General features: G+C 64.6%; 16 protein-coding genes and 1 tRNA gene. 5 read left to right on the top strand and 12 right to left on the bottom strand.

Annotated features, from left to right (window positions below):
• Positions 1 to 70: 70 nt before the first annotated feature.
• From NGK62_RS16330 to NGK62_RS16280, 11 genes are all read right to left on the bottom strand, one after another.
• Complete coding sequence (locus NGK62_RS16330) at positions 71 to 775, bottom strand: hypothetical protein (RefSeq protein ID WP_251879195.1); 705 nt, start codon at positions 773 to 775, stop codon at positions 71 to 73.
• Positions 762 to 1949, bottom strand: a complete 1188-nt coding sequence (locus tag NGK62_RS16325; RefSeq protein ID WP_033943671.1) for a tyrosine-type recombinase/integrase — start codon at positions 1947 to 1949, stop codon at positions 762 to 764. The genes NGK62_RS16330 and NGK62_RS16325 overlap by 14 nt, the downstream gene beginning before the upstream one ends.
• Positions 1950 to 2170: 221 nt before the next feature.
• Positions 2171 to 3262 carry a redox-regulated ATPase YchF gene (ychF, locus tag NGK62_RS16320; protein ID WP_054451948.1) on the bottom strand — a complete coding sequence of 364 codons (1092 nt, stop codon included), beginning with the start codon at positions 3260 to 3262 and terminating at the stop codon, positions 2171 to 2173.
• 97 nt (positions 3263 to 3359) lie between these two features.
• On the bottom strand, positions 3360 to 4145 hold the full coding sequence (locus tag NGK62_RS16315; protein WP_118931362.1) for a CPBP family glutamic-type intramembrane protease: 786 nt from the start codon (positions 4143 to 4145) through the stop codon (positions 3360 to 3362).
• Positions 4145 to 4741 (bottom strand): aminoacyl-tRNA hydrolase, encoded by a 597-nt coding sequence (pth, locus tag NGK62_RS16310; protein ID WP_054451950.1) that lies wholly within the window; start codon positions 4739 to 4741, stop codon positions 4145 to 4147. Before pth ends, NGK62_RS16315 begins: the two co-directional genes overlap by 1 nt.
• 97 nt (positions 4742 to 4838) lie before the next feature.
• On the bottom strand, positions 4839 to 5453 hold the full coding sequence (locus NGK62_RS16305; RefSeq protein ID WP_042797362.1) for a 50S ribosomal protein L25/general stress protein Ctc: 615 nt from the start codon (positions 5451 to 5453) through the stop codon (positions 4839 to 4841).
• A 148-nt stretch (positions 5454 to 5601) separates the two neighbouring features.
• Complete coding sequence (locus tag NGK62_RS16300) at positions 5602 to 6552, bottom strand: ribose-phosphate pyrophosphokinase (protein ID WP_006227587.1); 951 nt, start codon at positions 6550 to 6552, stop codon at positions 5602 to 5604.
• Positions 6553 to 6692: 140 nt separating this feature from the next.
• Positions 6693 to 6769, bottom strand: a tRNA-Gln gene (locus tag NGK62_RS16295).
• A 1-nt stretch (position 6770) separates the two neighbouring features.
• Positions 6771 to 7682: a 4-(cytidine 5'-diphospho)-2-C-methyl-D-erythritol kinase gene (gene ispE, locus NGK62_RS16290; protein WP_251879193.1), complete on the bottom strand. Its 912-nt coding sequence runs from the start codon at positions 7680 to 7682 to the stop codon at positions 6771 to 6773.
• Between the two features lie 74 nt (positions 7683 to 7756).
• Positions 7757 to 8299: a lipoprotein insertase outer membrane protein LolB gene (lolB, locus tag NGK62_RS16285; protein ID WP_059371488.1), complete on the bottom strand. Its 543-nt coding sequence runs from the start codon at positions 8297 to 8299 to the stop codon at positions 7757 to 7759.
• A gap of 53 nt (positions 8300 to 8352) precedes the next feature.
• On the bottom strand, positions 8353 to 10239 hold the full coding sequence (locus tag NGK62_RS16280; protein WP_059371350.1) for a tetratricopeptide repeat protein: 1887 nt from the start codon (positions 10237 to 10239) through the stop codon (positions 8353 to 8355).
• On the opposite strand from NGK62_RS16280, the gene mutM reads away from it, so the two are divergent.
• From mutM to NGK62_RS16260, 4 genes are all read left to right on the top strand, one after another.
• Positions 10238 to 11065 (top strand): bifunctional DNA-formamidopyrimidine glycosylase/DNA-(apurinic or apyrimidinic site) lyase, encoded by an 828-nt coding sequence (gene mutM, locus NGK62_RS16275; protein ID WP_059371349.1) that lies wholly within the window; start codon positions 10238 to 10240, stop codon positions 11063 to 11065. The genes NGK62_RS16280 and mutM overlap by 2 nt on opposite strands.
• Positions 11066 to 11204: 139 nt before the next feature.
• Positions 11205 to 12158, top strand: a complete 954-nt coding sequence (locus tag NGK62_RS16270) for an MBL fold metallo-hydrolase (RefSeq protein ID WP_059371348.1) — start codon at positions 11205 to 11207, stop codon at positions 12156 to 12158.
• A gap of 110 nt (positions 12159 to 12268) precedes the next feature.
• The gene (locus tag NGK62_RS16265) at positions 12269 to 13939 is read left to right on the top strand and encodes an FAD-dependent oxidoreductase (RefSeq protein WP_251879191.1); all 1671 of its coding nucleotides are present in this window, start codon (positions 12269 to 12271) and stop codon (positions 13937 to 13939) included.
• A 19-nt stretch (positions 13940 to 13958) separates the two neighbouring features.
• Positions 13959 to 14153 carry a DUF2783 domain-containing protein gene (locus NGK62_RS16260; RefSeq protein ID WP_054451956.1) on the top strand — a complete coding sequence of 65 codons (195 nt, stop codon included), beginning with the start codon at positions 13959 to 13961 and terminating at the stop codon, positions 14151 to 14153.
• A 6-nt stretch (positions 14154 to 14159) separates the two neighbouring features.
• Here NGK62_RS16260 and NGK62_RS16255 read toward each other — a convergent pair whose 3' ends face one another.
• Positions 14160 to 15068 (bottom strand): LysR family transcriptional regulator, encoded by a 909-nt coding sequence (locus tag NGK62_RS16255; RefSeq protein ID WP_118931366.1) that lies wholly within the window; start codon positions 15066 to 15068, stop codon positions 14160 to 14162.
• A gap of 165 nt (positions 15069 to 15233) precedes the next feature.
• Between NGK62_RS16255 and hmgA the strand changes: the two genes are divergently transcribed.
• The gene (gene hmgA / locus NGK62_RS16250) at positions 15234 to 16532 is read left to right on the top strand and encodes a homogentisate 1,2-dioxygenase (protein ID WP_088142609.1); all 1299 of its coding nucleotides are present in this window, start codon (positions 15234 to 15236) and stop codon (positions 16530 to 16532) included.
• Positions 16533 to 16651 lie beyond the last annotated feature (119 nt).

Raw genomic sequence — 16651 nt, 5'->3', positions numbered from 1 at the left:
AATTGCGCTTCTCTGTATGCTGATTTTGTAGATGATAGCCCTGGCGAGAGGCTTGAGAGAAGCCTTTCTGCTACTCCACCAGCTTGATGCCGTTAACCTCAGGCATTTCACGCAGGAAAAGCCGGAAGTCCTCAGCATCCCCCGCCGTAACTTGTATTTTCCCCTCTGAAAACACCACCTTCTCTTCGTCAGGATCGGTCAGCATCTGAAAGCCCAGCTTGACGATGGCGGCGGCTGTACCCCAATGCAGCTTCTTCGCATCGGCTTCCAGCATGGCGAACATCACGCAGCGCATGGCAGTCGTCACATTGCGCTCATCCACATCCCAGTCATTGCGCGTGCTGAACGGGATTCCGAACATGGAAAGCGTGTTGGCAATGCTTTTCGCCGTCCGCCGTTTCCGCAGCCGCACGATGTCCGCCTGTTCGCCCTTGATGACGCGTGCCAGCGCATCGGCATCATTGGCCAGTTCCTCCAGGGCGTACAGACGGGTTGAGAGCGGGATGGTCTGGCTGTAGTTGAAGTCCAGGCTGGCGGCGTCCTTCGCATCGAGACGGCCAAGCGCAGCACGCAGCCGACGCGCATCGGACGCAGCCTTTTCAAGCGCCCGGATACGCGATGTATCAGGCGGGGTATCGGTGATGCTCCAGCCATTTGCCAGCCACCGGAAAAGCAGCTTTTTGTGGTCATGGGGCAGCCTCCTGACCGACTCACAGCGCAGGATGCTTTTCACCAGTGCGAAGCGGAACCGACGCCGCTCGTCAGCCTTTGCCATTGAGCGCCTCCTGCTTCCAGAGTTCGAGCTTGTCCGCCCATGCCTGCATCATTCCCCGCCGCTCTTCGAGGTAGGTGGCATGGTTATAGGTGCGGCGTACCGAGTTGGGTTCCGCATGGGCAAGCTGCGCTTCAATGGCATCGGGGCGGCAGCCCATCTCATTCAGCCGGGTGCTGCCGGTGGTTCTGGTGCCGTGCGGACTGTAGGTGCCGCTCCAGCCCAGCACCTTGAGCGCCTGCCGGATCGAATGCACCGACATCGGCCTGTTGCGGTCATCCCTGCCGGGGAAGAGGTGCGTCCGGTCGCCGCTGATGGCGTGCAGGCGGCGCAGCATTTCCACTGCCTGCGACGGCAGCGGCACAACATGCTCGCGGCGGGCTTTCATGCGCCGGGCAGGGATCGTCCAAAGCGCAGCATCCAGATCAAACTCAGCCCATTCCGCTTCTGCCGCCTCGCTCGGGCGCGCCAGTGTCCACCACATCAACTGTATGCAGAAATTGACCTGATAGCCGCAGCGGTGGTTGTCGAAGTCATTAAGCAGCTTGCCGACCTGCACGCTGGTAAGGGCCGTCTTGTGCTGTGTTTTGTTGGCGGGCAACGCCTTGCGAACGGGCCAGACAGGGTCGTTGTCTGCTCGCAGGGTGGCAACTGCGAGTTCAAAGACACTGGACATGGTGCGCTTGGCTTCGGCTGCGACAGTCGGCGCACCGCGTTTCACGGTCTTGGTAAGGATGTCGAGAACGTGCGCAGGGGTGATGTCGCGCACCGGGAGTTTGCCAATGCTGGGGAAGACCACCCGCTCCAGCATGTCCAGACGGCGTTTCTTGGTGATGTCCTCCCAGTCCCGCAGGGCCAGCCATTCCTTGGCGACAGCCTCGAAGGTGTTGGCGGAATCCTGTTCGCGCTTAAGGCGCTCAAGCTGCCGGTTCTGAACGGGATTGATGCCCTGCTTGACCAGCTTCCGCGCCTCCTCGCACCTGTCACGGGCTTCGGCAAGGCTGACGGCGGGGTAGTCGCCGAGTGCGAACCATGACCCCTTGCCCGCTAGCTTGAAGCGGTAACGCCAAGCCCTCACCCCATTGGGCTTCACTTCGAGGTAGAGGCCCCGAAGGTCATTCAGGCGGTAAAGCTGCTCCTTCGGTTTGGCAGCACGGCAGTGGGCATCTGTAAGCACGGTGTCACGGGATCGGCGAAGAGGAACGATGGGGTGATCATATACACCTTTCGCTGCCTCGTCCAACCCGCATATACACCAGCGTAGTCACTTTGCGCGGGTAAGGCCGGGCAACGAAATGCAATCTATAGAAACGAAAAACCCCGGATTTTCCGGGGCTATGTCGCTGTATCAGGGCTTCAAAGTAATGATGTGAAATCCTGAGAAATGGCTTGCTTGGGTCAGACGTTGAACAAGAAGTTCATTACGTCCCCATCCTGCACGATGTATTCCTTGCCTTCCGCGCGCATCTTGCCCGCTTCCTTGGCGCCCTGCTCACCCTTGTAAGTGATGTAGTCGTCGTAGGAAATGGTCTGGGCACGGATGAAGCCGCGTTCGAAGTCGGTGTGGATGACGCCGGCGGCCTGGGGCGCGGTGGCGCCGATCGGCACGGTCCAGGCGCGCACTTCCTTCACGCCGGCGGTGAAGTAGGTCTGCAGGCCCAGCAGCTTGAAGGCGGCGCGGATCAGGCGGTTCAGGCCGGGCTCTTCCATGCCCATATCCGACAGGAAGGCCTGGCGGTCGGCGTCGTCGAGGTCGACGATTTCGGATTCGATGGCGGCGCAGATGGCGACCACCGGCGCATTGCGCGCGGCGGCGAATTCGGTCAGGCGGTCGAGCAGCGGATTGTTGGTGAAGCCGTCGTCGGCCACGTTGCCCACGTACATCGCGCGCTTGGCGGTGATGAAGCAGAGCTGGGCGATGTCGGCCTTTTCCTCGGTGGACAGGTCCAGCGCGCGGATCGGCTTGGCTTCGTTCAGCTGGGCCACGCACTTTTCCAGCACGGCCACGATGCGCTGCGATTCCTTGTCGCCCGAACGCGCCGTCTTCTGGTGGCGTTGCAGCGCCTTTTCGGCGGTCTGCAGGTCGGCCAGGGCCAGTTCGGTTTCGATGACTTCGATGTCGGCGATGGGATCGACCTTGCCGGCCACGTGGATCACGTTGGGATCTTCGAAGCAGCGCACCACGTTGACGATGGCGTCGGTTTCGCGGATGTGCGAGAGGAACTGGTTGCCCAGGCCCTCGCCCTTGCTCGCGCCGGCCACCAGGCCAGCGATGTCGACGAATTCGACGGTGGCGGACAGGATGCGTTCGGGTTTGACGATTTCAGCCAGCTTCTGCAGACGCTGATCCGGCACTTCGACCACACCGACGTTGGGTTCGATGGTGCAGAACGGATAGTTTTCGGCGGCGATGCCGGCGCGGGTCAGAGCGTTGAAGAGGGTCGATTTGCCTACGTTGGGCAGGCCGACGATGCCGCATTGCAGAGCCATGGGAATCCTGTGTAAGTACGGTATTGATCGTTAACGTTCTAGTTTACCCCGGCTGGGCGCTCAAGCCCCGCCGGCCGGGCCGCCGTTGCGGCCCCGGTTAGGCTGCGGCGGCGGGAACCCAGCGCATGATGATCCAGATCATCAAAATGGGGCCGGCATTGAAAGCGGAATGCAGCAATATGGCTGCGCCGATGCCGCGGCGCACGCGCATCCAGCCCAGCACGAGGCCCGTGAGCCACTGTGGCAGCACCAGCAGGGGCAACAGCCAGTAAGGCGTCTTGCTGTAGACGAAGTTGGTCAGGTGCACCGCCGCGAAGGTCAGCGCGACCAGGTGGAACACCAGGCCGTAGTGCTTCAAGTAGTAGCGCCGCCAGGTCGTATCCCAGCCTTGCAGCGGTTCGGCGCGCTGACGCGCGCCCCAGCATGCCAGGATGACAAATGCGGCCAGCAGCAGAGCGGTCCAGACCTTGGGGCCCCATAGCACCACGGGCACCATCGCCGGAATCAGCCACAGTGTCTGCTTGGGGCGGCGCAGACCATAACGGAACAACATTTCTTCGACCAACGGCGCCCAGATCACCGCGGTCAGCCAGGGGATGTTGGCGGGATCGAGCCGGTGCGTGACGCCGCCCAGCCCGGCCGCAGCCACGGCTACAGGCCCCAATGCAAACAGGTTCACGGCCCACAGCAGCGCGGCCCAGGCCAGCAGTCGACCCGGCCCCATGCCCGGCCACCAGTCGGCCACGAGGCCGCTCGCGGCAGCACGCCCCGGCAGGCGCGAAGCCGGATGCGGATGGCGGATGAAGCGCCAGAAATCCGCGACTTCGCTGCGAAAGCGCAGCTTTCCGCCAGACACTGAAGCCGATTGCCGCTGGTCCGTCATCAGGCCTCGTTGCCGCTATGGAGTTGGCGTGTCGCCAGCGGGAAATCGCCAGCCAGCATGGCTGGCACCACGGCGCGGCACCGGTCGATGACCGCTTCGATCTCTTTCTGTTCCTCGCGGCGCGGGGGATGCAGCACGAAGTCCGCCACCTGCTGGGCCAGGCCCAGCGTGCGGGGATGGCCGATGCCGATGCGCAGGCGCCAGAAGTTGGGGCTGCCCAAGGCCGCCTGGATGTCCTTCAAGCCATTGTGGCCAGCGTGGCCGCCGCCCTGTTTCAATTTCACCTGCCCCGGCATCAAGTCCAGTTCGTCGTGCAGCACCAGCACCTGCTCAGGCACAAGCTTATAGAAGCGGGCCAACGCGCCGACCGCCTGGCCGGAACGATTCATGTAGGTATTGGGCTTTAACAGCAGCACGTTGTCGGCGCCCAGGCGGGACTTGGCCACCATGCCGAAAAAGGACTTCTCCAGCGCAAAAGAAGCGCGCAAGTCGTCCGCCAGATGGTCGGCCAGCCAGAAGCCGGCGTTATGCCGGGTCGTTTCGTAGTCGGGGCCGGGATTACCCAGGCCGACGATGAGGCGTATAGGAGTAGACATGATGGGGGTGTTTAAACCAAAAAACCCTGCGCATGCAAATGCACACGCAGGGTTTCGGGTACCAGCCGGGGAAAGCCCGCGGGCTTTCCGGCGGAACTTAGGCGGCCGGAGCTTCGGCAGCGCCTTCGTCGGCGGCAGCGCCGCCCTTGACCACGGCCGTGGCGGCCAGCAGCGGGTTGGCGTCACCGCCGTGGGGCACGTACGTCACGCCCTTGGGCAGCTTGATGTCGGCCAGGTGGACCGAAGCGCCAGGCAGCAGATCCTTCAGGTCCACTTCGATGAACTGGGGCAGCGCTGCCGGCAGGCAGGTGATTTCCAGTTCGGTCAGGACGTGGCTGATGATGGCGCCGCCCAGCTTCACGGCCGGCGAGACTTCAGCGTTGATGAAGTGGAACGGGACCTTGGTGTGCAGGGCCTGGTTGGCGTCCACGCGCTGGAAGTCCACGTGCAGGACTTGCGGCTTGTAGGCGTGCCATTGAACCGAACGCAGCAGGACTTGCTCTTCCTTGGCTGCGCCTTCCAGCGCCATTTGCAGGATCGACGCGTGGAATTCTTCCTTGCGCAGGGCGTGGTAGATCTCGTTGTGGTCGAGTTCGATGTTCAGGGGGGCAGCCGTACCGCCATAAACGATGGCGGGAACGCGGCCCGCGCGGCGCAGGCGGCGGCTCGCACTCGAACCCTGGACGCTACGCGCAGTGGCATTGAATTTCATGGAAAACTCCAAAAACAATAAATGGCGAAGAGGCTTCGCCGATTAATGCACGGCACGCGAAATGCGCGCCGTGTTGGTTGCCCCTTGCCGCGACCAGCAAGGCGCAAAACTCTGTATCCGGACTACCCGTCCGAGGGGACGCCGCGTCTTAATCGACGAACAGCGAGCTGACCGATTCCGCGTTCGAGATACGCAGGATGGTCTCGCCCAGCAGCGCGGCGCACGACAGTTGGCGGATCTTGCCGCTGGCCTGGCCTTGCTCGGAGAGCGGAATGGTGTCGGTGACGACCAGTTCGTCCAGTTCCGACGCTTCGATGCGGTCGATGGCGCCGCCCGACAGCACGGGGTGCGTGCAATAGGCGTAAACGGCGCCGGCGCCGCGGTCCTTCAGGGCCTGCGCCGCCTTGCACAGCGTGCCGGCGGTGTCGACCATGTCGTCCATGATGATGCAGGTGCGGCCGTCGACTTCACCGATGATGTTCATCACTTCCGACACGTTGGCGCGCGGACGGCGCTTGTCGATGATGGCCAGATCGGCTTCCAGCTGCTTGGCCAGCGCGCGGGCCCGCACCACGCCGCCGATGTCCGGGGACACGACGACCAGGTTCGAGAAATTGCGGCGCCAGATGTCGCCCAGCAGGATCGGACCCGCGTAGATGTTGTCCACGGGGATATCGAAGAAACCCTGGATCTGGTCAGCGTGCAGGTCCATCGTCAGGACGCGGTCGACGCCAGCCACTTGCAGCATGTTGGCCACGACCTTCGCCGAGATGGCCACGCGCGCCGAGCGCGGGCGGCGGTCCTGGCGGGCATAGCCGAAATACGGAATGGCGGCGGTGATGCGGCCAGCGGAAGCGCGGCGCAGGGCATCGACCATCACCATGATTTCCATCAGGTTGTCGTTGGTGGGAGCACAGGTGGGCTGCAGGACGAACACGTCCTTGCCGCGCACATTCTCGTTGATCTCGACCATCACTTCGCCGTCCGAGAAGCGACCGACGGTCATCTTGCCCAGGGACATATCGAGGTGGTTGACTACGTCCACGGCCAGCCGAGTGTTGGCGGTGCCCGTGAAAATCATGAAGCTATCGTTTGCCATGATGGATGATGCGATGGTCGTTTTAAGACACTAACGAGGTGATGCGAGGTGATGCACCAGCGGACCCGGAAAATAAAAAAGCTGCTGAACCCGGGCCAGTGTCTTACAGGCGTGTTCAACAGCTTTTTTATGTATTCGGTTGGCTGGGGAGGAAGGATTCGAACCTTCGCATGCCGGAATCAAAATCCGGTGCCTTAACCAGCTTGGCGACTCCCCAACTATCTTGCAATCCAATTCCGCAACGGATGTTCAGCTAACCCAGTACATGCCTGCACTAACCGAAACCGTGGATGCGTTTGGCTGAATGTTTTATCAGCGCCGCGCATTATAGCGGATATTTCTGCTTCTGCCAAAACGGCTTCGGAGAGTTCGGAAAATTCGGCGAATAAACACGCACCAGATCCCGACATGCGAACTGGGTTTCCACGAAGGACTCCCTGTTCAGCAAGCCACCGCGATGCCCCAAGCACTTCTGGGTAAAGACGGTAGACCACCGGCTCCAAATCATTCCTGCCGAAGCGGGAATTAGGCGAAGCAAGAAAGACCGCTATTGTGATGGAAGAAGAATCCCTTGTCAAATCGGGTGCGGAAAATATTTGTGGCGTGGGCACGCTGGCGTCCGGCTGCGCCACCAGATACGCGCAATCCGGCAGCGTCACCGCCGTCAGGTCTTCGCCGACGCCCTGGGCAAATGCGGACTGGCCGAAGACGAATACGGGTACATCGGCGCCCAGCGGCAGCGCAAGCGCCATGAGTTCGCGCCGCGACAGCCCGGTGCCCCACAACCTGTTCAGCGCAATCAGCACCGAGGCGGCATCGCTCGAGCCTCCGCCCAACCCTCCACCTTGCGGTATGCGTTTTTCCAGTCCGATCTGCACGCCCTGCTTCGTGCCCGTGGCCCGCTTGAGCGCATGCGCGGCGCGCAGGGTCAGGTCCAGTTCTTCCGGCACGCCCGGCAGTTCCTGGGCGCGGCTGATGACGCCATCGGCGCGCACATCGAAATGCAAGGTGTCGCACAGGTCGATAAAGCGGAAGGCGGTCTGCAGCAGGTGATAACCGTCGGCGCGCCGGCCTACGACGTGCAGGAACAGATTGAGCTTGGCGGGAGCGGGTACGTCGTAGAGAGTCACGGCTGAACGAACAAAAAAGCGGTCGCCCGATTTTACCGGGCGACCGCTGATTCCGGGCCACGACGGCCCGCTATTCAAGGCTGATTGACGACCAGGCGCAGCATGATGCGCCGGCCCGGCTCCAGGCGTTCCAGCACCAGCAATTGGGGACCTAGCGTGTCGTAGCGCGAGAGCCGCGCGCGCCAGCCGCCCTGCTCGAAAGCCGCCGGGCGGCCCAGTTCATCGCGCGACACTTCGGTCGCTTCGGGCGTGGCGGCCAGCTTACCGCGCAACCAGTCGCGCAGCCCGGACACGGGCATGCTGCTGCCCAGCGCTTCCGCAGCCAGGGCATCGGGGTTGTCGGCAACCAGACGGGTGCCGTCGGCCTTGGTCAGACTGGCCGCGCCGGGCCGTCCTTCCACCCGCGCCTCGGTCGAGCCCAGGGGATTGGTCAAGTCCAGCACATAGTGGCGGCCATCGTCCGACCACGAGAAGCCGCCCTGCACGGCGTTCTGCTTGCCGCTTTCCTCGTTGACGGTGATGGCGAAGCGGCCGATGCGCGAGAACGCATCGGCGCTGGCGCCTTCAATCGGCTTGGGCGTGGTGCAGGCGGCCAGCGTCGCCGCCAGCATCGCCATCAAGAACCAGCGCAGCGGCGCGGCGGCGCCGAGCGCACGTTGAAACACTGCGGTCACAGGCTGATCCCCAGGCGCTTGGCGACGTCCTGAACGGTCTTGTTCTTGGGATCCTTGGACACTGCGGCGCGCAGCAATTCGACGGCCTGGTCGCGCTTGCCCTGGGTCCAGAGGACTTCAGCCAAGTGGGCGGCAATGTCGGCTTCCGGACGCACGCTGTAGGCGCGCCGCAGGTAGTCGGCGGCGGCCGCCGAATCGCCCATGCGGTACTTGACCCAGCCCATGCTGTCGAGGATGAACGGATCGTTGGGCGCAAGCTCCAGCGCTTGCGTGATCAGATCCAGGGCCTCGGGCAGGCGCTGGTTGTGGTCGGCCAGGGTGTAGCCCAGCGCGTTATAGGCATGCGCATGATCCGGGTCCAGCGCGATGACCTGCCGCAGCATGCGTTCCAGATCGGCCAGGCGATTCTGGCGCTCGTACAGCATGGCCAGTTCGTATTTGATCTCGACCGTGTCGGGGAGCGCCTGATCGGCCGCTTCCAACACCGACACCGCCTGCTGCACGCGGTCGGCGTCGCGCAGGATCTGGGCCTTGGTCAGCACGCCCAGCGTGCGCTCTTCCTCGTCCTGGGGACCGGCGGCGTCGATCATGGCGAGCGCGTCGTCCACGCGGCCGCTCTTGGCGCGCAAGGCAGCCTGGCGCATGCGCACCGAGTAGCGCAGCGTCGGATCGTCGATGCGGCCCAATTCGGCAATGGCGTCGTCGTATTGCCCCTGGTCTTCGGCGATGCGGGCCAGCAGCACATGGGCATCGGCCGCGGCGGCGCCGGCGTCGGTCGCGCCCGGCACGGTAGCGCGCTGGCGCTGCTGCTGCACGTCCAGGTACTGCTGCAGCAGGTTCTTGGCCTGCGGCAGTTGCCCGGCCTTGTAGGCCAGTTGCGCCTGCATGAACAGGAGGTCGAAATCTTCCGGGGAACGGCGCGACATGGCCTGCAATTCAGACAACGCGCCGTTGTAGTCGCCGCTGTCGGCCAACTGGCCAGCCAGCATCAGGCGCACCTTGCGGGAGTTGGGGTTGCGGGCGATGTAGGCGCGCGCCTCGGTCTGCGCGCGCTGCGGGTCCACCTTGTAGCCGTACTCCAGCACGCGCAGAGCCGCGGGCTCCGACTTGGGATCCGCCGCCAGGGCCGCTCGGGACTCCTGCGCGGCGCGGGTGTAGTCGCCAGAGGCGGAAGCCACATCCGCCAACGCCAAGTGCGCGGCCGGCAGCTTGCGCACGTTGTCGCTCAACGATTCATCCAGGATGCGCAAGGCCAGGCGGCGGTCGTTCAACCGGCTCAGCACGGCCAGCGCCTGGCCGATGGCGGCCGGCTTGTCGCGCGAGGAATCGATGCGGTTGCGCAAGGCCTGCGACAGACCCTTGGTCTGGCCGTTGGCCGCGGCCAGCGCCAGCTCGGTGGAACTGGCCTCGACGTCATTGGGAGACAGGCGCGCCCAGACCCGGGCCGCGTCCAACGCGCCCGGCAGGTTGCCGCCGGCCAACTGGAATTCCAGGGCGCGGCGGGCCAGGCGTGGATCACCGGTATCCCGCGCCAGGCCCAGCATGGTGGTCGCCGCGGAACCGTACATACCGCGCTGCGCGGCGATCTCGGACGCGAGCACGCGATAAAAGATGTCCGCGGTCAGCGAGACATAGGGCAACTGCCCGGGGCGCAGCCGGATGACTTCGGTTTCAGGGTGGCGGCTCTGGGGCGCCATCCTGGGCCCGGTCGCATCGCGCGTCCGGCTGTCGGCGGCCTGGGCCGGCGGGGTCAATATTGCTGCCAGCGCAAGCGCTAGCGCGGCGATCCCGATATTTATAGGTTTGAAAGACGACTTCACGCGGCCCGTCCGGTTGATGGCACAATCTTCGTACACGCAATTAATGATCTTACACTGGCTCATGCCGGAACTGCCTGAAGTCGAAACCACGCGTCGGGGAATCGACGCCGTCATCACCGGCCGGACGCTGACGCGGCTGGTCATCCATGAATCCCGCATGCGCTGGCCGATCCCGCAGGATCTGCCTGCGCAGGTCGCCGGCCGCGCCGTGCTGGAATGCGCGCGCCGCGGCAAGTACCTGCTGCTGCGGTTCGAACACGGCACCCAGATCGTGCATCTGGGCATGTCGGGGTCGCTGCGCAGCGTCGCGCCTGGCGAATTCCTGCGCAAGCACGACCATGTCGAATGGGTCTTCGAGCAAGCGGTACTGCGCCTGCACGACCCGCGGCGCTTCGGCGCGGTGCTGTGGCACCCCGAATCCGACGGCCCCATAGAGGCCCATCCCCTGCTGGCCAAGCTGGGCATCGAACCCTTCGACCCGCGCTTCGACGGCGCCTGGCTGCACCGCCACTTCAAGAACCACGGCGCCGCCATCAAGCAGGTGCTGCTTGCCGGCATGGCGGTGGTGGGCGTGGGCAATATCTATGCGTCGGAAAGCCTGTTCCGCGCCCGCATCAATCCCAAGACGCCGGCCAACAAGCTGTCGCCGGCCCGCTGCGAACGCCTGGCCGAGATGGTGCGCGCCACCCTGGCCGATGCCCTGACCTCGGGCGGCAGCACGCTGCGCGACTATGTCGGGGCCACCGGCGAGCCGGGCGCCTACTTCGAGATCCACGCCGCCGTCTACGAACGCGAGGGCCAGCCCTGCCGGGTCTGCGCCACCCCGATACGGCGCATCGTCCAAGGGCAGCGTGCCACCTACTATTGCCCGAAATGCCAAAGGAATTGACCACCGACACCGCTGAAATCCGCGGGAAATCCCTGTAAAAACAAGGCCATTTGTTTATAGCAAACGTATTGCACGAAAACTAACGCCGGGCTATATTCCTTCCACACACCCTATTCCTATAAAAGTGGAAGGAGCCTCCATGAGCAAGCAATTCGCCTCGCACGCCGACCTGGACGACAAGGTCGTCTCGTTCGAAAAACTGTCCGACAACGCCTATGCCTACACGGCCGAAGGCGACCCCAACACGGGCGTGATCATCGGCGACGAGGCCGTCATGGTGGTCGACACCCAGGCCACCCCGGTCATGGCGCAAGACGTGATCCGCCGCATCCGCGAAGTCACGGACAAGCCCATCAAGTACATCCTGCTGTCGCACTATCACGCCGTGCGCGTGTTCGGCGCGTCGGCCTACAACGCCCAGGAAATCCTGGCCAGCCGCGACACCTACGACCTGATCGCCGAACGCGGCGAACAGGACAAGGCCAGCGAGATCGGCCGTTTCCCCCGCCTGTTCCGTAACGCCGAATCGATTCCGCCTGGCCTGGTCTGGCCGACGATGACGTTCAAGGGCGAAATGACCGTCAACCTGGGCAACCTGGAAGTCAAGCTGCTGCAAGTGGGTCGCGGCCACACCAAGGGCGACACCATCGCCTGGCTGCCCGAGCAGAAGATCCTGTTCGCCGGCGACCTGGTCGAATACCAGTCCACCCCCTACTGCGGCGACGCCTACTTCCGCGACTGGCCCAGCACGCTGGACGCGCTGTCGAGCTTCGAAGCCGAGAAGATGGTGCCGGGACGCGGCCCCGCCTTGAAGAACGCCACTGAAGTGCGTCAGGGCCTGGCCGGCACGCGCGCCTTCCTGACCGACCTGTACGGCGCGGTGAACCGCGGCGTGGCCGAAGGCAAGGACCTGAAGACCATCTACCGCGAGGTCTACGACTTCATGAAGCCGCGCTACAGCGACTGGGTGATCTTCGACCACTGCATGCCGTTCGACGTGTCGCGCGCCTATGACGAGGCCACCGGCTACACCCACCCGCGCATCTGGACCGACAAGCGCGACCTGGAAATGTGGGCGCAGCTGGAAGGCTGATCCCCGCCGGGCCGCCAACGGCCCATCCAAGCAGCAACCGTAATCGCGCGCCGCAAGGCGGCGCGCGGCTTCGCGACATAAAAACAATATGACCCACACAGGAGACAACCGTGGGAGACATCGACTTTCAGGCGATGGAATTCGCCTATGAAAAGCACGCCGACCAGGCCGCCAGCGAGCTGGCGCGCCATCAGGTGGTGGTGGTGGGAGCCGGCCCGGTCGGCCTGACCACGGCGCTGGACCTGGCGCGCCAGGGCGTGCGCGTGGTGGTGCTGGACGACGACTTCCGCCTGTCGACCGGCTCCCGCGCCATCTGCTTCTCCAAGCGCACGCTGGAGATCTGGGACCGCCTGGGCGTGGGTCAGCGCATGATCGACAAGGGCGTGTCCTGGAACGTGGGCAAGGTCTTTTTCCGCGAGCAGGAAGTCTGGCGCTTCGACCTGCTGCCCGAACCCGGCCACCGCCGCCCGGCGTTCATCAACCTGCAGCAGTACTACGCCGAAGGCTATCTGTACGAGCAGGCGCGCCAGGAACCCAATATCGATCTGCGCTGGAAGAACAAAGTTGTCGGCCTGGAACAGCGCGATGACGGCGTGGTCCTGAACGTGGAGACCCCGGACGGCGCGTATGCCTTGCATGCCGACTGGTTGATCGCCTGCGACGGCGCGCGTTCGCCGGTGCGCAAGCTGATCGGCCAGGAAAGCCATGGCCGCATCTTCCGCGACCGCTTCCTCATCGCCGACGTCAAGATGCAGGCGGACTTCCCGACCGAGCGCTGGTTCTGGTTCGACCCGCCCTTCCATCCCAACCAGTCCGTGCTGCTGCATCGCCAGCCCGACAATGTCTGGCGCATCGACTTCCAGCTGGGCTGGAACGCCGACCCGGTCGAGGCCGTCAAGCCTGAAAACGTGCTGCCGCGCATCCGCGCACTACTGGGCCCCGACGCGCGCTTCGAGCTGGAATGGGTCAGCGTCTATACCTTCGCGTGCGAACGCATGGACAAGTTCCGCCACGGCCGTGTCGTCTTCGCCGGCGACTCCGCGCACCGCGTATCGCCGTTCGGCGCCCGCGGCGCCAACAGCGGCGTGCAGGACGCGGAGAACCTGGCCTGGAAACTGAAGCTGGTGCTGGCCGGCCAGGCGCCCGAGACGCTGATCGACAGCTACGCCGTCGAGCGCGAATACGCCGCCGACGAGAACATCCTGAACTCCTCGCGCGCCACCGACTTCATCACGCCCAAGAGCGACATCAGCCGCAACTTCCGCAACGCGGTGCTGAACCTGGCCAAGACCCATCCGTTCGCGCGCTCGCTGGTCAACAGCGGCCGCCTGTCGCTGCCCGCGACCTACGCCGGTTCACCGCTGAACACGCCGGACACCGACGCCTTCAGCGGCCGCATGGTGCCGGGCGCGGTCGCTCTGGACGCCCCCGTGAACGCGCACGATTGGTGGCTGGCGCAGCTGGACGGCGAATTCGTGCTGGCGCTCTTCTGTGGCGACTCCCTGCCCGACCGCGAGACGCTGATCGCCCTGCAGGCCCTGCGCATGGCGCCCGTGCCGGTGAAGGCCGTGCTGGTCGCCAGCCCGCAATGCGACCTGTCCGCGCTGCCCAAGGAACTGGCTTGCGTCACGGACCGCGAAGGCTGCCTGGGCAAGCGCTATGACGCGCAAGCCGGCACGGCTTACCTGATCCGCCCCGACCAGCACATCACCGCCCGCTGGCGCGCTTTCGCCGCCGGCGCCGTCACCGCGGCCGTCAGCCGCGCCACGGGCCGCGCCTGAACTTCGAGATGACTCCATCATGCTGATTACCGAAACCAACCTGGTCTCGCCGGACGACTTCTACGAAGCGCTGATCGAGACCCACCGCGACCTCACCAACGAGCAGAGCCAGGAGCTCAATGCGGCGCTGATCCTGCTGCTGGCCAACCACCTGGGCGACATGGAAGTGCTGCGCGAGGCGCTGCGCCAGGCGCGGGCGTCGGTGGCGCCGTAGTTCCGTTCACGCCCCGACCGCGAACGTATTGACGATCAACGCGCGCAGCCACTGGTTGCCGCCATCCCGGTCCACCCGGCGCTGCCAGTACATATTGGTCTGCAGCGCCGGCACTCTTATCGGCGGCGTGATGTAGCGCAGGCCGAACGGCGGCGCGGCGCTGGCGGCAAGTTTTTCGGGCACGGTCGCGAGCAGGTCGGTCGCGCTGACGATATAGGGCACGGCCGAAAAATGCGGCACGCTGAAGTGCTCAGCCAGTTCGACGCCGGCGCGTTCCATGGACTGATTGACCTGTCCATAAGGCGCCGCGCGCGACACGATGAGGTGGCGTTCGGCCCGGAAGGCCTTGAGGCTCATGCCGGCGTGCGCCGTCGGATGCGCCTGCCGGAACAAGGTCGCATAGCCCTGGCGGAACAACATGCGCTGCAGCGTACCCGCCCCCATTTCATCGAAGGCGCCGATCGCCAGATCCACCCGCCCGGCCTCCATTTCCCGCGGCAGATCCGGTCCCTGCACGCGTACCGAATCGATGCGCACCAGCGGCGCCACCTGCACGCAGACTTCCATCAGGCGTGGCATGAAGTGAATCTCGCCCACGTCCGTCATCGCCACCCGGAAGCGGCGCGTACTGGTGGCGGCATCGAAGACGTCCTGGTCCTTCAGAGCCTGCGACAACATGGTCAACGCCTCGCTGACCGGCCCCGCCAAGCGTTGCGCGCGCGGCGTGGGCAGCATGCCCTGCGCCGTGCGCACGAAAAGATCGTCGCCGAATGCTTCGCGCAAGCGGCGCAGCGCGTTGCTGACAGCCGGTTGCGACAGGTCCATGCGCCGCGCCACGGCCGAAAGATTGCGGTCCTCCAGCAGATGCTGGAACAACAGCAGCAGGTTCAGATCGACATCGCGCAGCTCGGCCATACACCCCCCTACTATTCACAAAATTTATAGTCTCTATTTTTACATTCCCATAGCCGTAGCGGGGATTTTTTCCGACAATGCCATATGGGCTCCGGACCCCTTCCGGACGAGCCACCCGCACCAGGCCGCGCGGCCAAGCACCGCGCCGCCGCTCAGGAGGAATCCATGGAACTGCAATACCAGACCGGCTTCGGCAACAGTTGCGCCACCGAAGCCCTGCCCGGCGCGCTACCGCTGGGCCGCAACTCGCCGCAGCAATGCCCCTATGGCCTGTACGCCGAGCAGTTGTCCGGCACCGCCTTCACCGCGCCGCGCAGCGAAAACCGCCGCTCCTGGCTCTACCGCATCCGCCCCGGCGCCCAACACAAGCCGTTCGAGGCCTTTGACGGCGCCGCCGGCTGGCAAAGTACCTTCGGCCAGGGACCCGTCACGCCCAACCAGCTGCGCTGGAGCCCGCTGCCGATTCCCGCCGCCCCCACCGACTTCCTGGAAGGCGTGAAGACCTGGGGCGGCAACGGCGGCCCCGACGAACTGAGCGGCGTAGGCATCCACCTGTACGCGGCCAACCGCTCGATGCAAGGACGCTACTTCTACAACGCCGACGGCGAACTGCTGCTGGTGCCGCAGGAAGGCCGCCTGCGCCTGGCCACTGAACTGGGCCTGATCGACCTGGAACCCCTGGAAATCGCGGTCATCCCGCGCGGCGTGCGCTTCCGCGTCGAACTGCTGGACGGCAGCGCCCGCGGCTACATGCTGGAGAACTTCGGCGCGGCCATGCGTCTGCCGGAGCTGGGCCCCATCGGCTCGAACTGCCTGGCCAATGCCCGCGACTTCAAGACCCCGGTGGCCTGGTACGAAGACCTCGAAGGCGACTTCGAACTCATCGCCAAGTTCACGGGCGGCTTCTGGCGCGCATCCATCGACCATTCGCCGTTGAACGTGGTGGCCTGGCACGGCACGCACGCGCCGTACAAGTACGACCTGCGCAACTTCAACACCGTCGGCTCCATCAGCTACGACCATCCGGACCCCTCGATCTTCACCGTGCTGACCGCGCCGTCGGACACCCCGGGAACGGCCAACATGGATTTCGCGATCTTCCCGCCGCGCATCCTGGCCATGGAAAACACCTTCCGTCCGCCCTGGTTCCACCGCAACATCGCCAGCGAATTCATGGGCCTGATCCAGGGCGTCTACGACGCCAAGGCCGACGGCTTCGCACCGGGCGGCGCCAGCCTGCACAACTGCATGAGCGGCCACGGCCCCGACGCCGAGACCTTCGAAAAGGCCTCCCACGCCGACACCAGCAAGGCCCACTACATCCGTGACACGATGGCGTTCATGTTCGAGACGCGGCGCGTCATCCGCCCCACGGAACAGGCGCTGGCCTCGGTAGAATTGCAGGGCGACTACTACCGGTGCTGGCAGGGCATCGCCAAGCATTTCGACCCCAGCAAGGCGTGACGCGCAGACCTCCTGCTTTCCACGCCCGCGGCGATGAGCGCAAGCTCATCGCCGTTTGGCATTTGTAATTTCCGGCGCCTGGCGCCCGGCCACCGCATAACCACACTGAAAGAGACACG

Origin of the sequence: Achromobacter sp. Marseille-Q4954 (genome assembly GCF_943737025.1) — a bacterium.
In the GTDB taxonomy this organism is placed as follows: domain Bacteria; phylum Pseudomonadota; class Gammaproteobacteria; order Burkholderiales; family Burkholderiaceae_B; genus Achromobacter; species Achromobacter bronchisepticus_A.
Note: the sequence above shows the minus strand (reverse complement) of the source record. Positions and strands in the feature narration are given on the sequence as shown.

Excerpts from the sequence above, each read along its gene's own strand:
- hmgA (WP_088142609.1), top strand. The coding sequence starts at position 15,234 with ATGGAACTGCAATACCAGACCGGCTTCGGCAACAGTTGCGCCACCGAA.
- NGK62_RS16300 (WP_006227587.1), bottom strand. The coding sequence starts at position 6,552 with ATGGCAAACGATAGCTTCATGATTTTCACGGGCACCGCCAACACTCGG.
- pth (WP_054451950.1), bottom strand. The coding sequence starts at position 4,741 with ATGTCTACTCCTATACGCCTCATCGTCGGCCTGGGTAATCCCGGCCCC.
- NGK62_RS16260 (WP_054451956.1), top strand. The coding sequence starts at position 13,959 with ATGCTGATTACCGAAACCAACCTGGTCTCGCCGGACGACTTCTACGAA.
- ychF (WP_054451948.1), bottom strand. The coding sequence starts at position 3,262 with ATGGCTCTGCAATGCGGCATCGTCGGCCTGCCCAACGTAGGCAAATCG.
- NGK62_RS16315 (WP_118931362.1), bottom strand. The coding sequence starts at position 4,145 with ATGACGGACCAGCGGCAATCGGCTTCAGTGTCTGGCGGAAAGCTGCGC.
- NGK62_RS16270 (WP_059371348.1), top strand. The coding sequence starts at position 11,205 with ATGAGCAAGCAATTCGCCTCGCACGCCGACCTGGACGACAAGGTCGTC.
- NGK62_RS16330 (WP_251879195.1), bottom strand. The coding sequence starts at position 775 with ATGGCAAAGGCTGACGAGCGGCGTCGGTTCCGCTTCGCACTGGTGAAA.
- lolB (WP_059371488.1), bottom strand. The coding sequence starts at position 8,299 with ATGGCGATGCTGGCGGCGACGCTGGCCGCCTGCACCACGCCCAAGCCG.
- NGK62_RS16305 (WP_042797362.1), bottom strand. The coding sequence starts at position 5,453 with ATGAAATTCAATGCCACTGCGCGTAGCGTCCAGGGTTCGAGTGCGAGC.
- NGK62_RS16280 (WP_059371350.1), bottom strand. The coding sequence starts at position 10,239 with ATGAGCCAGTGTAAGATCATTAATTGCGTGTACGAAGATTGTGCCATC.
- mutM (WP_059371349.1), top strand. The coding sequence starts at position 10,238 with ATGCCGGAACTGCCTGAAGTCGAAACCACGCGTCGGGGAATCGACGCC.
- NGK62_RS16255 (WP_118931366.1), bottom strand. The coding sequence starts at position 15,068 with ATGGCCGAGCTGCGCGATGTCGATCTGAACCTGCTGCTGTTGTTCCAG.